This is a genomic window from Pseudomonas sp. RIT-PI-AD (assembly GCF_025642785.1).
Lineage (GTDB): Bacteria > Pseudomonadota > Gammaproteobacteria > Pseudomonadales > Pseudomonadaceae > Pseudomonas_T.
The window spans coordinates 55751-71522 of sequence record NZ_JANZKU010000002.1; the positions used below are offsets into that span (position 1 = coordinate 55751).

Annotated in this window: 13 protein-coding genes; 6 read left to right on the forward strand and 7 right to left on the reverse strand. The window is 68.4% G+C overall.

The window, feature by feature from the left end; all coding sequences use genetic code 11:
- Window positions 1–9 precede the first annotated feature (9 nt).
- Entirely contained in the window at window positions 10–909 is a 900-nt protein-coding gene (locus OGL92_RS02100; RefSeq protein ID WP_263139729.1) for a LysR family transcriptional regulator, read from the reverse strand.
- Between the two features lie 108 nt (window positions 910–1017).
- Here OGL92_RS02100 and OGL92_RS02105 point away from each other — a divergent pair, with 108 nt between their 5' ends.
- From OGL92_RS02105 to OGL92_RS02130, 6 genes are all read left to right on the forward strand, one after another.
- Window positions 1018–1881, forward strand: a complete 864-nt coding sequence (locus OGL92_RS02105; RefSeq protein ID WP_263140257.1) for an MBL fold metallo-hydrolase — start codon at window positions 1018–1020, stop codon at window positions 1879–1881.
- A 33-nt stretch (window positions 1882–1914) separates the two neighbouring features.
- The gene (locus OGL92_RS02110) at window positions 1915–2604 is read left to right on the forward strand and encodes an SDR family oxidoreductase (protein WP_263139732.1); all 690 of its coding nucleotides are present in this window, start codon (window positions 1915–1917) and stop codon (window positions 2602–2604) included.
- A 102-nt stretch (window positions 2605–2706) separates the two neighbouring features.
- Window positions 2707–3219: a sigma-70 family RNA polymerase sigma factor gene (locus OGL92_RS02115; RefSeq protein WP_263139735.1), complete on the forward strand. Its 513-nt coding sequence runs from the start codon at window positions 2707–2709 to the stop codon at window positions 3217–3219.
- The gene (locus tag OGL92_RS02120; RefSeq protein WP_263139737.1) at window positions 3216–4202 is read left to right on the forward strand and encodes a FecR family protein; all 987 of its coding nucleotides are present in this window, start codon (window positions 3216–3218) and stop codon (window positions 4200–4202) included. Before OGL92_RS02115 ends, OGL92_RS02120 begins: the two co-directional genes overlap by 4 nt.
- A 93-nt stretch (window positions 4203–4295) precedes the next feature.
- Complete coding sequence (locus tag OGL92_RS02125) at window positions 4296–6755, forward strand: TonB-dependent siderophore receptor (protein WP_263139738.1); 2460 nt, start codon at window positions 4296–4298, stop codon at window positions 6753–6755.
- 107 nt (window positions 6756–6862) lie between these two features.
- A complete protein-coding gene (locus tag OGL92_RS02130) occupies window positions 6863–8077 on the forward strand; it encodes a PepSY domain-containing protein (protein ID WP_263139739.1) in 1215 nt (404 codons plus the stop codon).
- Here the strand turns inward: OGL92_RS02130 and OGL92_RS02135 are convergent.
- From OGL92_RS02135 to cobG, 6 genes are all read right to left on the reverse strand, one after another.
- Complete coding sequence (locus OGL92_RS02135) at window positions 8056–9438, reverse strand: 2OG-Fe(II) oxygenase (RefSeq protein WP_263139740.1); 1383 nt, start codon at window positions 9436–9438, stop codon at window positions 8056–8058. The two genes, OGL92_RS02130 and OGL92_RS02135, sit on opposite strands and share 22 nt — an antisense overlap.
- Window positions 9439–9540: 102 nt before the next feature.
- Window positions 9541–11169: a methyl-accepting chemotaxis protein gene (locus tag OGL92_RS02140; protein ID WP_263139746.1), complete on the reverse strand. Its 1629-nt coding sequence runs from the start codon at window positions 11167–11169 to the stop codon at window positions 9541–9543.
- A gap of 140 nt (window positions 11170–11309) precedes the next feature.
- Window positions 11310–12989 (reverse strand): precorrin-3B C(17)-methyltransferase, encoded by a 1680-nt coding sequence (cobJ, locus tag OGL92_RS02145; RefSeq protein ID WP_263139754.1) that lies wholly within the window; start codon window positions 12987–12989, stop codon window positions 11310–11312.
- A complete protein-coding gene (locus OGL92_RS02150) occupies window positions 12989–13723 on the reverse strand; it encodes a precorrin-2 C(20)-methyltransferase (RefSeq protein WP_263139758.1) in 735 nt (244 codons plus the stop codon). The genes cobJ and OGL92_RS02150 overlap by 1 nt, the downstream gene beginning before the upstream one ends.
- On the reverse strand, window positions 13720–14346 hold the full coding sequence (locus OGL92_RS02155; RefSeq protein WP_263139760.1) for a precorrin-8X methylmutase: 627 nt from the start codon (window positions 14344–14346) through the stop codon (window positions 13720–13722). Before OGL92_RS02155 ends, OGL92_RS02150 begins: the two co-directional genes overlap by 4 nt.
- On the reverse strand, window positions 14343–15707 hold the full coding sequence (gene cobG / locus OGL92_RS02160; RefSeq protein ID WP_263139761.1) for a precorrin-3B synthase: 1365 nt from the start codon (window positions 15705–15707) through the stop codon (window positions 14343–14345). The genes OGL92_RS02155 and cobG overlap by 4 nt, the downstream gene beginning before the upstream one ends.
- Between the last annotated feature and the right edge of the window lie 65 nt (window positions 15708–15772).

Below are 15772 nucleotides of genomic sequence, written 5' to 3' on the forward strand. Positions count from 1 at the left end.
CAGCGGGCATCAGGCATCCCAGGCGCTGTCGCGCTCCAGGTGCAGCACCAGGAAGTCCAGCAGCCCGCGCAGGGCGGGCGGCATATGCCGGCGCGAACCGTACAAGGCGTGGATGCCCAGTTCCTGGGGGTGATAGTCGCCCAGCAGCGCGACCAGCCGGCCCTCGCGTAGCAGCTGAGACACGGAGTATCGCGGTTGCAGGCTGATGCCGACATCCGCCAGGGTCGCCTCCAGCAGCACCATCGATTCGTTGGCGCTGAGGTTGCCGCCCAGCGACACCGGCCAGCGCCGCTCGCCGTCGCGGAATTCCCAGACGCTGCGCCCGAAGTGCGAATAGCTCAGGCAGTTGTGCCGCAGCAGGTCGTCCGGATGCTGCGGGGTGCCATGGCGCTTCAGGTAGGCCGGCGTGGCGCACACCACCGAGCGGCACACGCCGAGCTTCCGGGCGATCAGATTGGGGTCGAGTTGGTTGGTGATCCGCAAGGCCAGGTCGATGCGTTCCTCCACCAGGTTCACCGACTCGCTGTTCACCAGCAGGTCGACCGTGACCTGGGGATGCAGGGCGATGAACTCGCTGACCCGATGCACCAGCCAGGCCTGGGTGAAGGATTGGCTACAGGTGATCCGCAGCGGTCCGCGCAAGGTGGCCTCGGCGTCCGCGTGCACGCGGGTCATGCTTTCCGCCAGGGCGAGCATCTCCCGGCATTGCGGCAGCAGTTCCGCGCCGGCCCCGGTGAGGCTGAGCTTGCGCGTGGTGCGGTGCAGCAGGCGCGCGCCCACCCATTCCTCCAACTCCATCAGGTAGCGCGAGACCATCGCCCGCGACATGTCGAGACTGTCCGCCGCGGCCGTCTGGCTACCCCGCTCCACCACTTCGACGAACACCCGCGTCGCTGTCAGTCGGTCCATTTGCTTCGTCTCGCGCAACAAACATGCGCAGATTATTGGGCTTTTTGCTCACCGGATTGCAATTAATATGGCGACGTTCCCACCCCAAGGATAACTTCCATGTGCTTCATGCCCTCCTTGCGCCAGCTCTTCGCCGGCGCCCTGCTCGCCGCTTCGGTCGGCGCGGCCTTCGCCCAGCCCCTCAGCCTGGACACCTACAACCCCGGCGACAAAGGCGTCTTCCCGGTGAGTTCCACCCTGATCGCGGGCGAACACGACCTGGTGCTGATCGATGCGCAGTTCTCCCCGGTACAGGCCGAGGAACTGGTCGCGCGCATCCGTGCCAGCGGCAAGACCCTGAAAACCATCTTCATCAGCCACGGCGATCCGGACTTCTACTTCGGCCTGGAAACCCTGGCCCAGGCCTTCCCCCAGGCGCAGATCCTCGCAACCCCGCGGACCCTGGCCTACATCGAAGCCACCCGCCAGCCGAAACTGGCCTATTGGGCACCGATCCTCAAGGACGCCGCGCCCAAGACCACCTTGGTGCCCAACGCCTTGAACGGCGACCGCCTGACCTTGGAAGGCGAGTCCATTCAGGTGATCGGCCAGGACCCGGCCCACACCACCCTCTGGATTCCCTCGCTGAAAACCGTGCTGGGCGGCGTATTGATCAGCGCCAACATGCACGTCTGGACCGCCGACGCCCAGACTCCGGAAGCGCGCAAGGCCTGGATCGCCGCGCTGGACCGCCTGGAAGCCTTGCAACCGGAGCGCGTGGTACCGGGCCATTACCTGGGCAAGCCGGCGTTCGACCTGGCCGATCTGCGCTTCACCCGCACCTACCTGCAAACCCTGGAAAGCGAACTGCCCAAGGCACGGGACTCGAAGGAGCTGGTGGCGGCGATGAAGCGTCACTACCCCGACCTGGCCGGCGAAGCCGACCTGGAACTGAGCGCCAAGGTGCTCAAGGGCGAAATGCAATGGCCTTGAATTCGAACTGATCCACTCCCGCGGAGGGCGAGCATGCGCAACATCCTGATCACCGGCACGTCGCGGGGCATCGGCCTGGGTCTGGCGCGCGCCTTCCTCGACGAAGGTGCGCGGGTCCACGCCGTCGCCCGCGGCGAAAAGGGCGCGGACGGGTTGCGCGCCCTGCAAGCTCGCCACGGCGCTCGCCTGCGTTTGCTGTTCGACGACCTCGCCGAGCCGGCGACGGACGAACGGGTCCTGGCCGCACTGGGCGACGAGGCGCTGGACTTCTCGGTGTTCAACGCGGGTATCCAGGGCCCCGCGCATCAGGATCCCGCGCGGGCCGAGGGCACGGAGATCGCCACGCTCTTCATGACCAATGCCATCGCCCCGCTGCGCCTGGCGCAGCGCATCGCCCCGCGGGTCAAGCCGGGTGGCGTGGTCGCCTTCCTCAGTTCGCAGATGGGCAGCGTGTCCCTGGCCCGTGCCGGCGACATGCCCCTGTATGGCGCGAGCAAGGCCGCCTTGAACAGCCTGCTGCGCAGTTGGTCCGCCCGCTGCGCGCCGCTTCCGTACAGCCTGCTGGCGCTGCATCCGGGTTGGGTCCAGACCGACATGGGCGGCGGCGCCGCGCCGCTCAGCGTCGAGCAAAGCGTGGAAGGGCTGATGCGGGTGCTGCACGCCCAGACAGGACGCAACCGCTGCGAATTCTTCGACTACCAAGGCGCACGGATGCCCTGGTGAGCCCAGGCCGTCAGACGGCTGCCATCGGCTCGACTGGACGGGCCGCCGCCATTTGTATAACAATGAGAGTAATTATCATTTGATAGCTCTCCTCGCGCCTCCATGCCCACCCACACCTTCACCCTGCAACGGCTCTACACCGATCACCATGGATGGCTCAAACTCTGGTTGCGCAGCAAACTGGGCAACGCGGCGGATGCCGCCGACCTCGCCCAGGACATCTTCCTGCGCCTGCTGTCCCGCCGCGAGCTGGGCGAGATCGGCACGCCGCGAGCCTTCCTGCGCACCGTCGCGCGCGGCCTGGTGATCGATCACTGGCGCCGCGAGGAACTGGAACGCTCCTACCTGGAAAGCCTCGCCCACCTGCCTGACGCACAGGCGCCGTCCCCGGAAGAACGTGAGATGGTCCTGCAACTGCTGGAGAACATCGCCCGCCTGCTCGAGGGCCTCAAACCGCGGGTGCGCACCGCTTTTCTCCTGGCCCAGTGCGAAGGCCTCGGCCATCGGCAGATCGCCGAACACATGGGCATCTCCCTGCGCAGCGTCGAGCGTTACGTCGCCGAAGCGCTGTACCACTGCTACCTGCTGCGCGCCGCCGAAGAAGCCACCTCGTGAGCCTGCGTTCGCCCCCGCCCGACGACGCGCGGATCCGCCAGGCCATTGCCTGGTCGGTGCGCCTGCGCTTCGCCGCGGGCGATCCGCAACTGCTGAGCGCCTGCTCCGCCTGGCGCGCCGCCGATCCGGGCCATGAGCAAGCCTGGCAGCGGATCCAGGCCCTGCACGGCGAACTGGACGGCAGCTTCCGTGCCCTTCCCTCCTCCGTGGCCACCTTCGATACCCTGGAGCAAACCGCCCAGCGGCTGGGGCGGCGCAAGGCCTTGAAGCTGCTTTCGCTCGGGCTCACCGGCGTCGGCGCCGCCTGGCTGGCGCGCGACCTCACCCCCTGGCCACGCTGGACCGCAGACTACGCGACCCGCACCGGCGAACGCCGCACCCTCGACCTAAGCGATGGCACCCGGCTGCTGCTGAACACCGACAGCGCGGTGGACGTCCGCTTCGACGCCCGCCAGCGCCTGCTGCGCCTGCGGCGGGGCGAAATCCATCTGAGCAGCGGTGCCGACCCTGCCGGCGACCACCGGCCCCTGCGCGTGCAGACCGAGCACCGGCTGTTCGAAGCCCTGGGGACTCGCTTCCTGGTTCGCCAGGACCGCGACGCCACCCGGCTCAGCGTCGAGCAGGGCGCCGTCGCCATCCTGCCCACGGGGGCCGACCCTGTCCGCCATATAGCCGAGGCCGGCCAGCACTATCGGGTCGACCCTTCCCGGGTCAGCCCGCTCGACCGACTGCCCATGGAGGCCGGGGCCTGGACCGAAGGGCTGATCGTGACCCGCGACATGCGCCTGGCCGACTTTCTCGCCGAGGTGGCGCGCTACCGCGACGGCCACCTGGGCTGCGCCGACGCCGTCGCCGACTTGCGCCTGTCCGGCGTCTATCGCCTGGACGACACCGACGCCCTGCTGGCGCTGTTGCCGCGCAGCCTGCCGGTACGCGTGCGCGCCCATACCCGCTGGTGGGTGACCGTCGAAGCACGTGTGTGAAAAAGAGACGTGGAAGCTGGCGGGTTTCTTTCGCTCGTCCGGCATAGAGGTCGATCTCTTCATTTTCTTCCTCGACCCTTACGGAAACCCACCATGACCGGACCGCTGTCCCGCCCGCGCCTTCCCACTCCCCCGACAGCCGCTTCGCCGCTGGGCCTCGCCGTGCGCGGCGCCTTGCTGTGCATCGCTCTGGGCGGCCTCGCGCCGCTGCCGGGCTGGGCGCAGCCGGGCGCCGACCACGCCACGGCGAGCCACGCCTACGCCATACCCGCCGGCTCGCTGGACGAAGTGCTGAACCAGTTCGCCCGGGCTTCGGGGATCAGCCTGTCGGCCACCCCGGAGCAGACCCGCGGCCTGACGTCCGCCGGGCTGCAGGGCGATTTCAGCGTGGAAAGCGGCCTGCTGCGCCTGCTAGCCGGGACGCCCTTGGAAGCCGTGAGCGAGGACGGCCAGCGCTATTTCCTCCGCGAGGCTCCGGCCGACGGTGCCCTGGCGGTGCCGGCTACGGAAGTCTCCGGGCTGGCCATCGGCAACGCGCTGGGCAGCATCGACGGCTATCTCGCCACCCACAGCAGCGTCGCCACCAAAACCAGCCTGCCGCTGCTGGAAACCTCGCAGTCGGTCTCGGTGGTGACCCGCGAGCAGATCGACGACCAGGCCTCGAAGACCGTGCAGCAGGCCATGCGCTACACCCCGGGGATTTTCACCGGGCAGATCGGGGCGTCGAACCGTTACGACTACGTGGTGATGCGCGGCTTCGCCGACGGCAGCGTCGACAATATCTACCTCGACGGCCTGCGTTCCATGGGCGACAGCGGCACCTTCAGCTCGATGCAGATCGATCCCTACTTCCTCGATCGCATCGACATCGTCAAGGGCCCTTCCTCGGTGCTCTACGGGCGCAGCCTGCCGGGCGGCCTGGTGGCCCTGACCAGCAAGAAACCGCTCTACGAGCCCTATCACCAAGTCCAGGCCACGGTCGGCAACCTGGGGCAGAAAGGCACCGGTTTCGACTTCAGCGGCCCGTTGGACGACGACAAGCGCATCGCCTACCGCCTGACCGGGCTGGCACAGAGCGCCGACACCCAGTTCGAGCACGTGGCCGGGGAAAAACGCTATGCCATCGCGCCGAGCCTGGCCATCGACTTCGACGAAGACACCACGCTGACGCTGCAGGGCTACCTGCAACGCGACCCCGAGGGCGGCTACCACAGCGGCGTGCCCGCCGATGGCAGCCTGCATACGCGCAACGGCCAGCGGATCTCGGAGCGCTTCTTCGACGGCGAGCCGGATCGCGACACCTTCGAGCGCGACCAGCGGATGCTCGGTTATCAGCTCGAACACCGCTTCGACGACGTGTGGAGCGCCCGACAGAACCTGCGGGTACTGGACTCCAGCGTCGAACTCGAACAGATCTACGGCTACAGCTGGACCTCACCCACCAGCGACCTGTTGAACCGTTACTACTCCGGCGGCAAGGAAGAGCTGCGCGCCTACAGCCTCGATAACATGGTCCAGGCCGATTTCTATACCGGCGCCGCCAAGCACACCCTGCTGTTCGGACTCGACTACCAGCGGCGCAAGACCGACGTGCTGTGGACTTCGGGCAAGGCATCCGACCTGAACGCCTTCGACCCGCACTACGGCGACAGCGCCGTGACCTTCTACCCGGAAAGCCGCTATACCCGCCGCCTCGACCAGACCGGCCTGTACCTGCAGGACTTGGTCGAGCTGGACAACTGGCGCTTCTCCCTGGGCCTGCGCCAGGACTGGGTGAACATCTCGGTGGAGGACCGCACCGCCGATAGCCGCAGCGACGAGGACCGGCAGAAGTTCAGCAGCCGTGCCGGCGTGCTCTACCGCTTCGACAACGGCGTAGCGCCCTACCTGAGCTATTCGGAGTCGTTCAACCCCAACGCCTATTCGGACGTCGCGGGCGATCCGCTGGAGCCCACCGAGGGCAAGCAGTGGGAGGCCGGGGTCAAGTTCGAGCCGGAAGGCGGGCGCAGCCTGTTCACCGCCGCCCTGTTCCATATCACCCAGGAAAACGTCGCCTCGAAGAAGCCCCAGGAGAACTTCTACACCTCCTTGGGCGAGATCCGCTCCCAGGGGCTGGAACTGGAAGCCCATAGCCAATTGACCGACCGCCTCAAGCTGCTCGGCAGCTATACCTTCACCGACATCACCTACAGCCGGGCCGCCGACGGCAACCAGGGCAACACGCCGAACCAGGCGCCGCGCCACATGGCCTCGGTCTGGGCCGACTACGACTTCGCCGCCGGGCTGCTCGACGGCCTGAGCACCGGTGCCGGGGTGCGCTACGTCGGCAAGAGCTGGGCGGACAAGGAAAACACCGAGCGGGTACCCTCCTACACCCTGGTCGACGCGGCCGTGCGCTACGACCTCGGCAAGCTCGGCCTGAGCGGCCTGGAGGCGCGCCTGAACGCCAACAACCTGCTCAACGAGAAGTACGTCGCGTCCTGCTATAGCCTGGACTTCTGCTACTTCGGCGAGACCCGCAACGTTACCGCCACCCTGAGCTACGCCTTCTAAGGCCTATACGAAAAGTCACCGAGCGCAGGTACTTTCCGTACAGCGCCTGGCGAAAGGCTCGCCGCCCCTGGCACGATGTGGGGGCGGCTCGGCTGGAGTCCGATTCGATGCGTTTTCTCCTGGTGCTCCTGCACCGCTACCTGGGCCTGGCCACCGCTCTGTTCCTGGCCATGGCCGGCCTGACCGGCAGCCTCCTGGCTTTCCAGCACGAGCTCGACGCCTGGCTCAACCCCTCCTTTTACCGCACCCTCGCCTCGGCCGAGGCGCTGCCGGCGCCCGTGCTGATCGAGCGCCTGGAGGCGCGCGAGCCGCGCTTCAGGATCTGGTACATGGAGTACCCGGAGGCGCCCGGACACAGCGCGATGGTGGCCTTGGCGCCGCGCATCGACCCGAGCACCGGGGCCGCCTATCCGGTGGAACACAAGGTGGTCTATCTCGACCCGGCCGATGGGCGCTCGCTCGGCGAGCGTCACTGGGGCGCCTGCTGTTTCCAGGCGGAAAACCTGGTGCCGTTCGTCCTGGAACTGCACCACAACCTCAGCCTGCCGGGCAATTGGGGACTCTGGTTGATGGGACTGGTGGCGATGCTCTGGGTACTCGATTGCCTGGTCGCGCTCATCCTGACCTTTCCCCGCGGCACGCCATTCCTCGGCAAGTGGGCCAAGGCCTGGAAGGTCAAGCGCGGCAGTCGCTACCGGTTCACCTTCGACCTGCACCGCGCGGGCGGCCTCTGGCTCTGGCTGCTCCTGCTGCCGGTGGCCGTCAGCAGCGTGGCGATGAACCTGCCGAGCCAGGTGTTCAAGCCGGTGGTCTCGCTGTTCTCGCCGATAACCCCGAGCGTCTACGAAGCCCGCGGGCAACTGCCGCGCGACACCCTGGGCGACACCCGTATGGACTTCGCCGCGATTCATGCGCGGGCACTGCAAGAAGCGCGACGGCTGGGCATTCCGCAGCGGCTCGGCGAGCTGTACTACAGCACCGAATACAACTTCTTCGGCGCCGGCTTCGGCGACCACCACGGCGCGGGCGGCAGCGCCTGGCTGTTCTTCCATGGCACCGATGGCCGCCTGCTCGGCGAGGAGATCGCCGGGCGCGGCAGCCTGGGCGAGCGGTTCTACCGCTTGCAGTTGCCGATCCATGGCGGCGGCATCGCCGGTTTGCCCGGGCGCATCCTGATCGCCGTACTCGGCCTGGCCATCGCCGGCCTGTCGATCACCGGGGTCTACATCTGGTGGCGCAAGCGCGGCGCCCGCCGTCACGGCGAGGCCCGGCGGCGCAATGCCATCGAGCCCAGCCGCGATCAGGCGTCGCGCAACTGGTAATGCACGAAGAGGTTGGCGAAATGCCGGCCATGCAGCGGTTCGGCGCGCCCGTGCAGAAGCCGCGCGCCCTCGTAGAACACCATTTCGCCGGGTTCCAGCAGCACCGAATGCATGCGTCCGAAGTGATCCTCGATCTGCAGCGGCCAGGGCTGGTCGACGTCCTGTGACACGTTGACGATGGCGCTGGCGATGTGGGTGATGCCGCGGTCGCGGTGCATCTTGAGGGTGGCGCTGTTCAGGTAGCGGCGGATGCCGTAGACGAAGGTCGGCGTGACGAAGTCGCCGATCCAGGCTTCCATCAGCGGTTGCAGGGTGGCATGGATGTCCTGCTTGAGCGCCTCGTCGAGGGGCACCAGTTCGCTGGGGGTCGCGCCGGGAGCGGCTTCGATGAACCCCTTGACCGACTCGCTCTGCACTTCGCCGGCGTGCTCCCGGTAAAAGCGCTCGATGCGCGCGAACAGCGTGGCCGGCACCGCGAGCTTAAGGAAACCCGAAGTCGTGCGCGGCGGCAGGTATTCGTTGGGGGTCTTGCGGAACATCTTGCCCTTGCCCTTGTTGCGGAACCACTTGGTCAGGATGACCTTGTAGCCCTTCTCCACCGGCATCCCCCAATGCATGCTGTCCGGATTCGGGCTGCCGTCGGCGCGCAGGCTGTTCCAGATCACCGCGTCGCCCTGCTTCGGACGCACCTCGCAATCCAGCTCGGTGAACCGGGTCGAGCCGCCTTCGCGGGTGCTGTTGAGGAAGATCATGAAGGTCCAGGTGCGCTGGCCGGCCTTGGCAGCGTAGGTCTCGAATTCCGGGCTGTTCGGCTCGAAGTAGTCGGTATGCGCCTTGAACTGCTGGCCGATGTCGTAGCGCTGCGCCTGGATGGTTTCCGACCAGCTCGAATCGATGCCCATCACCTGGCAGATGCGCCGGTCCACGTCCCGCGCCAGGGGATGGTCGAGCATGCCCAGGTCGCAGGTCCGGCTGGTGCGGTAGCCGGCGTACTCGCCGCTGTCGTTGGTGGTGGTGGAGGCCCGCAGGTGATCGTTGATCAAGGTGATCAGGGTCAGGCATTCGGCTTCGTCGAGGAAGCCGGGGAGCATGAACAGCTCCAGCCGGTCGCTGGGATAGCGCACCGCGAAGGGAATCTCGACGCGGTCCGGCGCCTGGGTCAGCTCGGTCTCCTGCGGAGGCTGCACCGCCTTGGGCGGGACCGGGGTAGGCAACGGACGCAGGCCCAGGGCATCGGCCACCAGGTCCGGGGCGAATTCATGTTCGATGAGAATGTCGTACATCCCCTCCTTCGAGCAGCCGCGCTCGATATTCAGGGCGATCCAGGCCTTCCAACTGTCGTCGAATTCGGTTTTCAGCATGAACGGGGCTCCTAGCGCATCGCCGCACAGTATCGCCCGATCCGCCTGCCCAAGGCGACAGGCCTCGGGCAGATCCTCGGGAGGTGCGGCGTAGCGCCCGCCCTAGAGCTTGAATCGGGTGACCAGCTGGTTCAGCGCCACCGCCAGGCGCGACAGCTCGCTGCTCGCCGTGGAGGTCTGGCTGGCACCGGTGGAACTCTGGATCGACAGGTCGCGGATACTCACCAGGTTGCGGTCCACTTCACGGGCGACGTGGGACTGCTGCTCCGAGGCGGTGGCGATCTGCGAGTTGCGTTCGTCGATCAACTCGATGGCCCGGGCGATTTCCTCGATGGCATTGCCCGCGTCGTCCGCGGCGGTCTGGGTGCTCTGGGTCTGCGCGCTGCTCTGCTGCATGGCCGCCACCACCGCCTCGGTGCCGGTCTGGATGGCGGAAATCATCTGCTCGATCTCCAGGGTCGAGGTTTGCGTGCGATGGGCCAGGGCCCGCACTTCGTCCGCCACCACGGCGAAACCGCGGCCCTGCTCGCCCGCCCGCGCCGCCTCGATGGCGGCGTTCAGCGCCAGCAGGTTGGTCTGCTCGGCGATCGAGCGGATCACACTGAGCACCTTGCTGATGCTCTGCGCTTGCTCGGCGAGGCCCTGGATCTGGGTGGAGGTACCCTCCACCTGGTCGGACAACCGGCGGATCGCTTGCAAGGTATCGCGGACCCGCTGGTTGCCGATGGCCGCCGAGTCGGTGGATTGCCGGGCGGCCTCGGACGCGGAGGCGGCGTTGCGGGCCACTTCTTCCACCGCCGCGCTCATTTCGTTCACCGCCGTCGCGGCCTGTTCGATCTCGGCGTTCTGCAGGTGCAGCGAGCGGCTGCTTTCCTCGGTGATCGAGGTCATCTGTTCGGCCGCCGCCGCCAATTGCCCGGAGGAATCACTGATCTGGCGGATAGTGTCCCGCAGGTTGTTGCGCATGGTGCGCAAGGCCGCCATCAAACGCGACGCCTCGTCGCGGCCGGTGACTTCGATCTCCCGCGACAGGTCGCCCTTGGCGATGCTTTCGGCCACGCGCAGGGCCGCCTCGATCGGCTGCACGATGCTGCGGATCAGCAACCATGCCAGGAGAATGGTCAGCAGGATCGCCGCCACGCTCATCACCAGCACGAACACCTGGCTGCCTTGATAGGTGGCCAGGGAATTCACCCCCGACTGCTTGGCGCCCTTGGCGTTGTAGTCGCGCATGTTGTCCAGGGCGGCCTGGGCCGCCTGGGCCCGGCCGCGCTGTTCCTTGTTGGCCCACACCATCGCGTCCGCCTTGAGGCCTCGCTGCTCGAGGTCGAGGAGATGCCTCAACCCCTCGGTGTAGTTCTTCATGGCGGCTTTGATGGTGGTGTAGTTCTGCCGATCGCCCTCGTCGGAGATCAGGTTCTTCTCGTATTCATCCAGCAGCCGATTCATGTTGGCCTGGGCCTTGTCGATCCTCTGCAGCGAGGTCTGCCGTTCCGCCGGGTCTTCCACGGACAGCAGGCGCAGGCTTTCCAGGCGCATTTCCAGCAAATTGATCTGGACTTCGTCGATGTTCTGCACGCTCGGCAACCAGTTGGTTTCCACATCCTGCTCGCTGCCGTGCAGGTCTTTCATCTGCAGCAACGAGAAGATACCCAACACGATCACCATGAGCGTGATGAGTGCGAAACTGATCGAAGCCCTGAGCGTGATATTCAAATTGCGGAGATTCATCGGAGCAGGTCCTCTACGGTGGATTCCTTGATCCTAGATGAAGTGTGGCGGTTCGCCTGCTTTTAGCCGTGCATCTCCAGCGCCGCCGGGGACTTCCGGGCGGCGGCCGGCCGATCCGCTCCACGGGGCGCCGCGAGACACTAGCCGGGAGCCGTGGGATACCAGCGCGGCGTATAGATCCACTCGCCGCCGCCGTCCCGCGCGAACCCCGTGGTCGTCGAGGAGCCGACGATCACCAGGGTGCGCATGTCCACCTGCTCCGGGCGTAATGCACCCAGGCGAGTGGCGGTGAGGGTTTCCCCGGGGCGCCCGACGTCGCGGCCGAGCACTACCCGCGTGTCGTCGTCGCGATGGCACCGGAGGATCTCCAGCGCCCGCCCCAGTTGCCAGGGGCGCGCCTTGGAAATGGGGTTGTAGAAGGCCAGCACCAGATCCGCCGCGGCCGCATGTGCCAGGCGTGTTTCGATCACCGCCCAGGGCTTGAGGTTGTCCGACAGCGACATCACGCAGAAGTCATGGCCCAGCGGCGCGCCGGCGCGGGCGGCCGTGGCCAGGGCGGCCGATACGCCGGGGAGGATGCGCAGGTCCACCGCGTGCCAGCGCGGGTCGCGGCTTCCGTGGAGCGCTTCGAGCACCGCGCTGGCCATGGCGAACACACCGGGATCGCCCGAGGAAATCACCACCACCCTGCGGCCTTCGGCGGCGATTTCGAAGGCATGCCGGGCCCGTGCCAGTTCCTCGCGATTGTCGCTGCCATGCAGCCTCTGCCCGGGGCGGAAAGGCCCGGCCATCTTCACGTAGGTCTCGTAGCCGAGCAGATCCTCGGCTTCGTCCAGCGCACGGCGCGCCGCCGGCACCATGAGCCCGGCGGCGCCCGGCCCCAACCCGATCACCGTCAAGCGCCCACGGGCCCGACCGATGCCGAAAGGGTCGACCGGTTGGTCGCTCAGGTACAGGCGCACCTCGGGGGTTGCATGGACCAATGGCGGCAAGGCTTGATCGTCGGCGAGGAAACGCAGCGGAACGGCCAGCTCGCCGGCCGCCCATTCCAGCGCGGGAACGTTCGCCTGCGCGGGGGCGGCGACCAGGCACGCCAGCGCCGCAAGCGCGAGTCCGGCCTCGGCCAGCGCCCGCCGGACCTGATCGGCGGCGATCGGGGGCGACACCCGGGCCACCACCGTGCGGGGGTGGATCAAGAGTTCGTCGCGACGGCCATCGCGCAGCCGGGGCGTGACCCGGATGGTCCGCGACGCCGCCTCGGCCACCGGCAGTTGCGCCGCCTCCAGCCAAGGCGCCTGGCCCTCGATGCGAACGCTCGCGCCGCCGAGCAGGTCGGCGACGAACCGCTTGCCTTGCTCCAGGTCGGCCAGGGCGTACCCGGCGGGAGGGTTCAGCAGGCAGGTGCCGAAGCGCAGTTCGCCGCTGGTGGTGATCGCCGGCGCCACCGCGAGGGCGGACGCCAGGGTGCGGGCCAGCTCGTTGACGCCGCCGAGCCCGCCCAGCAGCGGCACCACCGCGCTGCCGTCCTCGGCCACCGCCAGCACCGGCGGCTCGGCGCCCTTGCGTTCGAGCAACGGGGCCAGGGTGCGGATGACGATGCCGGCGGCGCACAGGGCGATGATCGGCGTCGCCTCCAGGTACAGCCCGCGCAGGGTCTCGCCGAATTCGGCGTAGCCCAGGTCGGCCCCCTCCACCCGCCCCGAAAGCCCGAGGACCCGTGCGCCCGGCACCGCCGCCTGGAGACGCCGCGCGGTCGCCAGGCCAGCCTGGCCAAGCAGAATGATCGCCGGTGGCGGAAACGCCCTGGAGTCTCGTTGCATCAGCCTTGCCACCGTTCGCCGGGTATCACGATCATCGAAAAATAAGGCGAGGCCATGGGGTCGACCTCGTCCAGGGGAAGAATGCGCTGATTGACCATGGTCGCGCGCTCGACATACAGCGCGCGCTCCGCCAGGCCCAGCTCGGCGAGCACCCCGCGCACCTTGGCGAAATTGCGCCCCAGCTTCATCACCACCGCCGCCTCCGCGCGCCCCAGTCGCTCGCGCAGCTCCGCCTCCGGCAACACGCCGGAGAGCACCGACAGGCTTTGGTTGCGATACACCAGCGGCGCCCCGAGCACCGCCGCGCTGCCCAGCATGGAGCAGACACCGGGAACCACCTCCGCCGGGTAGCGGCCGGCCAGGCGGTCATGCAGGTACATGTAGGAACCGTAGAAGAAGGGATCGCCCTCGCAGATCACCGCCACGTCGCGGCCGCCATCGAGATGCTCGGCGATCGCCAGGGCGGCGGTGTCGTAGAAGTCGGCGATGATCCGCTCGTAGCACAGCGGCGGTTCCAGGGCCTCGGTGGTCACCGGGTAGACCAGCGGCAGGCGCGCCTGGGCCTCGCGCAAATGCGCCTCGACGATGCCGAAGGCGTTGCCGCGCTTGCCGCGGGCGACGAAATAGGCCACCACCGGCGCGGCTTGCAGCAGGCGCAGCGCTTTCAAGGTGATCAGTTCGGGATCGCCGGGGCCGACGCCCAGGCCGATCAGGCGGCCGCGGGACGCCATCATTCGCGCTCCGAGGCCAGGGCGTTGACCGCCGCGGCCGCCATCGCGCTGCCGCCCCGGCGGCCACGGACGGTGACGAAGGGCACGCCACGGCTGTCGGCGGCCAGCATGGCCTTGGACTCGGCGGCGCCGACGAAGCCCACCGGAAAGCCGAGGATCAACGCCGGCCGCGCCGCGCCGGCGTCGAGCATTTCCAATAGATAGAAGAGCGCGGTCGGCGCATTGCCGATCACCACCAGGCTGCCCGCCAGGTGCTCGCGCCAACGCTCCAGGGCCACCGCCGAGCGGGTATTGCCGCATTCCATCGCCAGCTCGGCGATGCCCGGATCGTGCAGGGTGCAGACCACCGGGTTATCCGCGGGCAGGCGCGCCCGGGTGATGCCTTCGGCGACCATCCGCGCATCGCAGAGGATCGGCGCGCCGGCCGCCAGCGCCGCGCGCCCGGCCGCCCCGGCACCTGGCGAGAACAACAAGTCGTCCACCACGTCCACCATGCCGCAGGCGTGGATCACCCGCACCGCAAGCTTTTCCAGGTCGGCGGGAACGTCGTCCAACCGGGCTTCGGCGCGAATGATGGAAAACGACTGGCGATAGATCGCCTGGCCGTCGCGAATGTAATCGATCATCGGGGCGACTCCGTGGACTCGGCCAGCCCGAGGGCGGCCTCTTCGATACTCAGGCTACGCGCCAGCGCCTGACCGAAGCCCGGCTGGCCGGCGACGCGGCGGAACAGGTCATAGCGTCCGGCGGCGACCGCCAGCAGCGTGAAAGGCGCCACGTGGGCGGCGGCGCAGGCGCGCGGGCAGGCGCTCAGGTGTACGCCTGGCAGCGGTCGTCCGGCGGGCCAGAGCTGCGCCAGCCGACGCGCGTCGGCCTTGCTGTCGGCCAGGCCGCGGGCGCAATCCACCGAGCCGCTGCAAGCGATCAGCCGGGTCGCGGGCTCGCCTTTGGCGCACGCCAGCCCCAACCCGGTCATGGTTTGGAGGACTCCCAAGGCGCGCGCCTCCGGCACATTGGGCAACAGCAGGCTCTGCCAGGGCGTCAGGTGCAGGCTGCCATCGCCGAGGGCCTCGGCCAGGTCGGCCAGGCCCAGCAGGCACTCGGCCCGCAGGCGCCCCAGGTCCGCCACGCCGCCGACGGTATGCAGCCCCGGCTGGCGTTGCGGGCGCACGCCGATATGGGCGTCCACGGCGGCGGGCACGCGGCGCCAGGCGTTCAACCACCCGCCCCGCATCAGCGGAAAAGGCAGGCGCGCCCGCAGCGCCTCCAGCAACGCGTCCGGCGACCAATCCTCCAACACATGGCGCATGCGCGTGCGCTGGGCGTCGGCTCGCTCAAGGAACAGGTCCAGCAAGGCCACCAGCAGCGTCTCGGCTTCCGTCACCGGCAGTGCCGCGAGGGCGGCGGGCGCTTCCGCCGACACCGGTACGCAGCCGGCGAGGCCGAAGGCCAACAACGGTTGGTCGTCGTGGCCGGGGATCGCGGCGAACCAGATGTCGTGGGGATGCTCAAGCATCGCCATGCCCTCGCCGCCGTCCAGGGACAATGCGAACTTCGGCGAAAGACCATGGAAGCGCGGGTGGGCCTGCACGCAGGCGAGCAGGCGCTCGGCCAGTGGGCGGACGTCAAGGCAGGCCGTCGGGTCGAGGCCCGCGGCCGGGCTGAGCAGCAGATTGCGCACGTCGTCGGCGCCGGCCACCCGCGGCCCGAGGCCGGCGTCCAGCAGGCGGGCGATCAATTCGTCGGCATGCTCGGCACGCACGCCGCGGATTTGCAGGTTGGCCCGGTTGGTCAGTTCCAGCGTGCCGCTGGCACAGGCCAGGGCCGCTTCCGCGAGAGCCCGCGCCTGGGGCGCCGGCAGCCGGCCACCCGCCAGGCGTACCCGGCAGATGCCGCCATCCCGCGCCGGAACGATGCGCAGCAGGCCGGGGCACGCCGAGGGACGCGGGGCGGGAAAACGGCGAGCGGTAGGGGTCTGTTCGTTCAAAGGCCTGTCCGGTTGGTTAGCGCGCCGACCGGACCGGGCAGGGCCCCGTGGGGAACCCCGTCGGC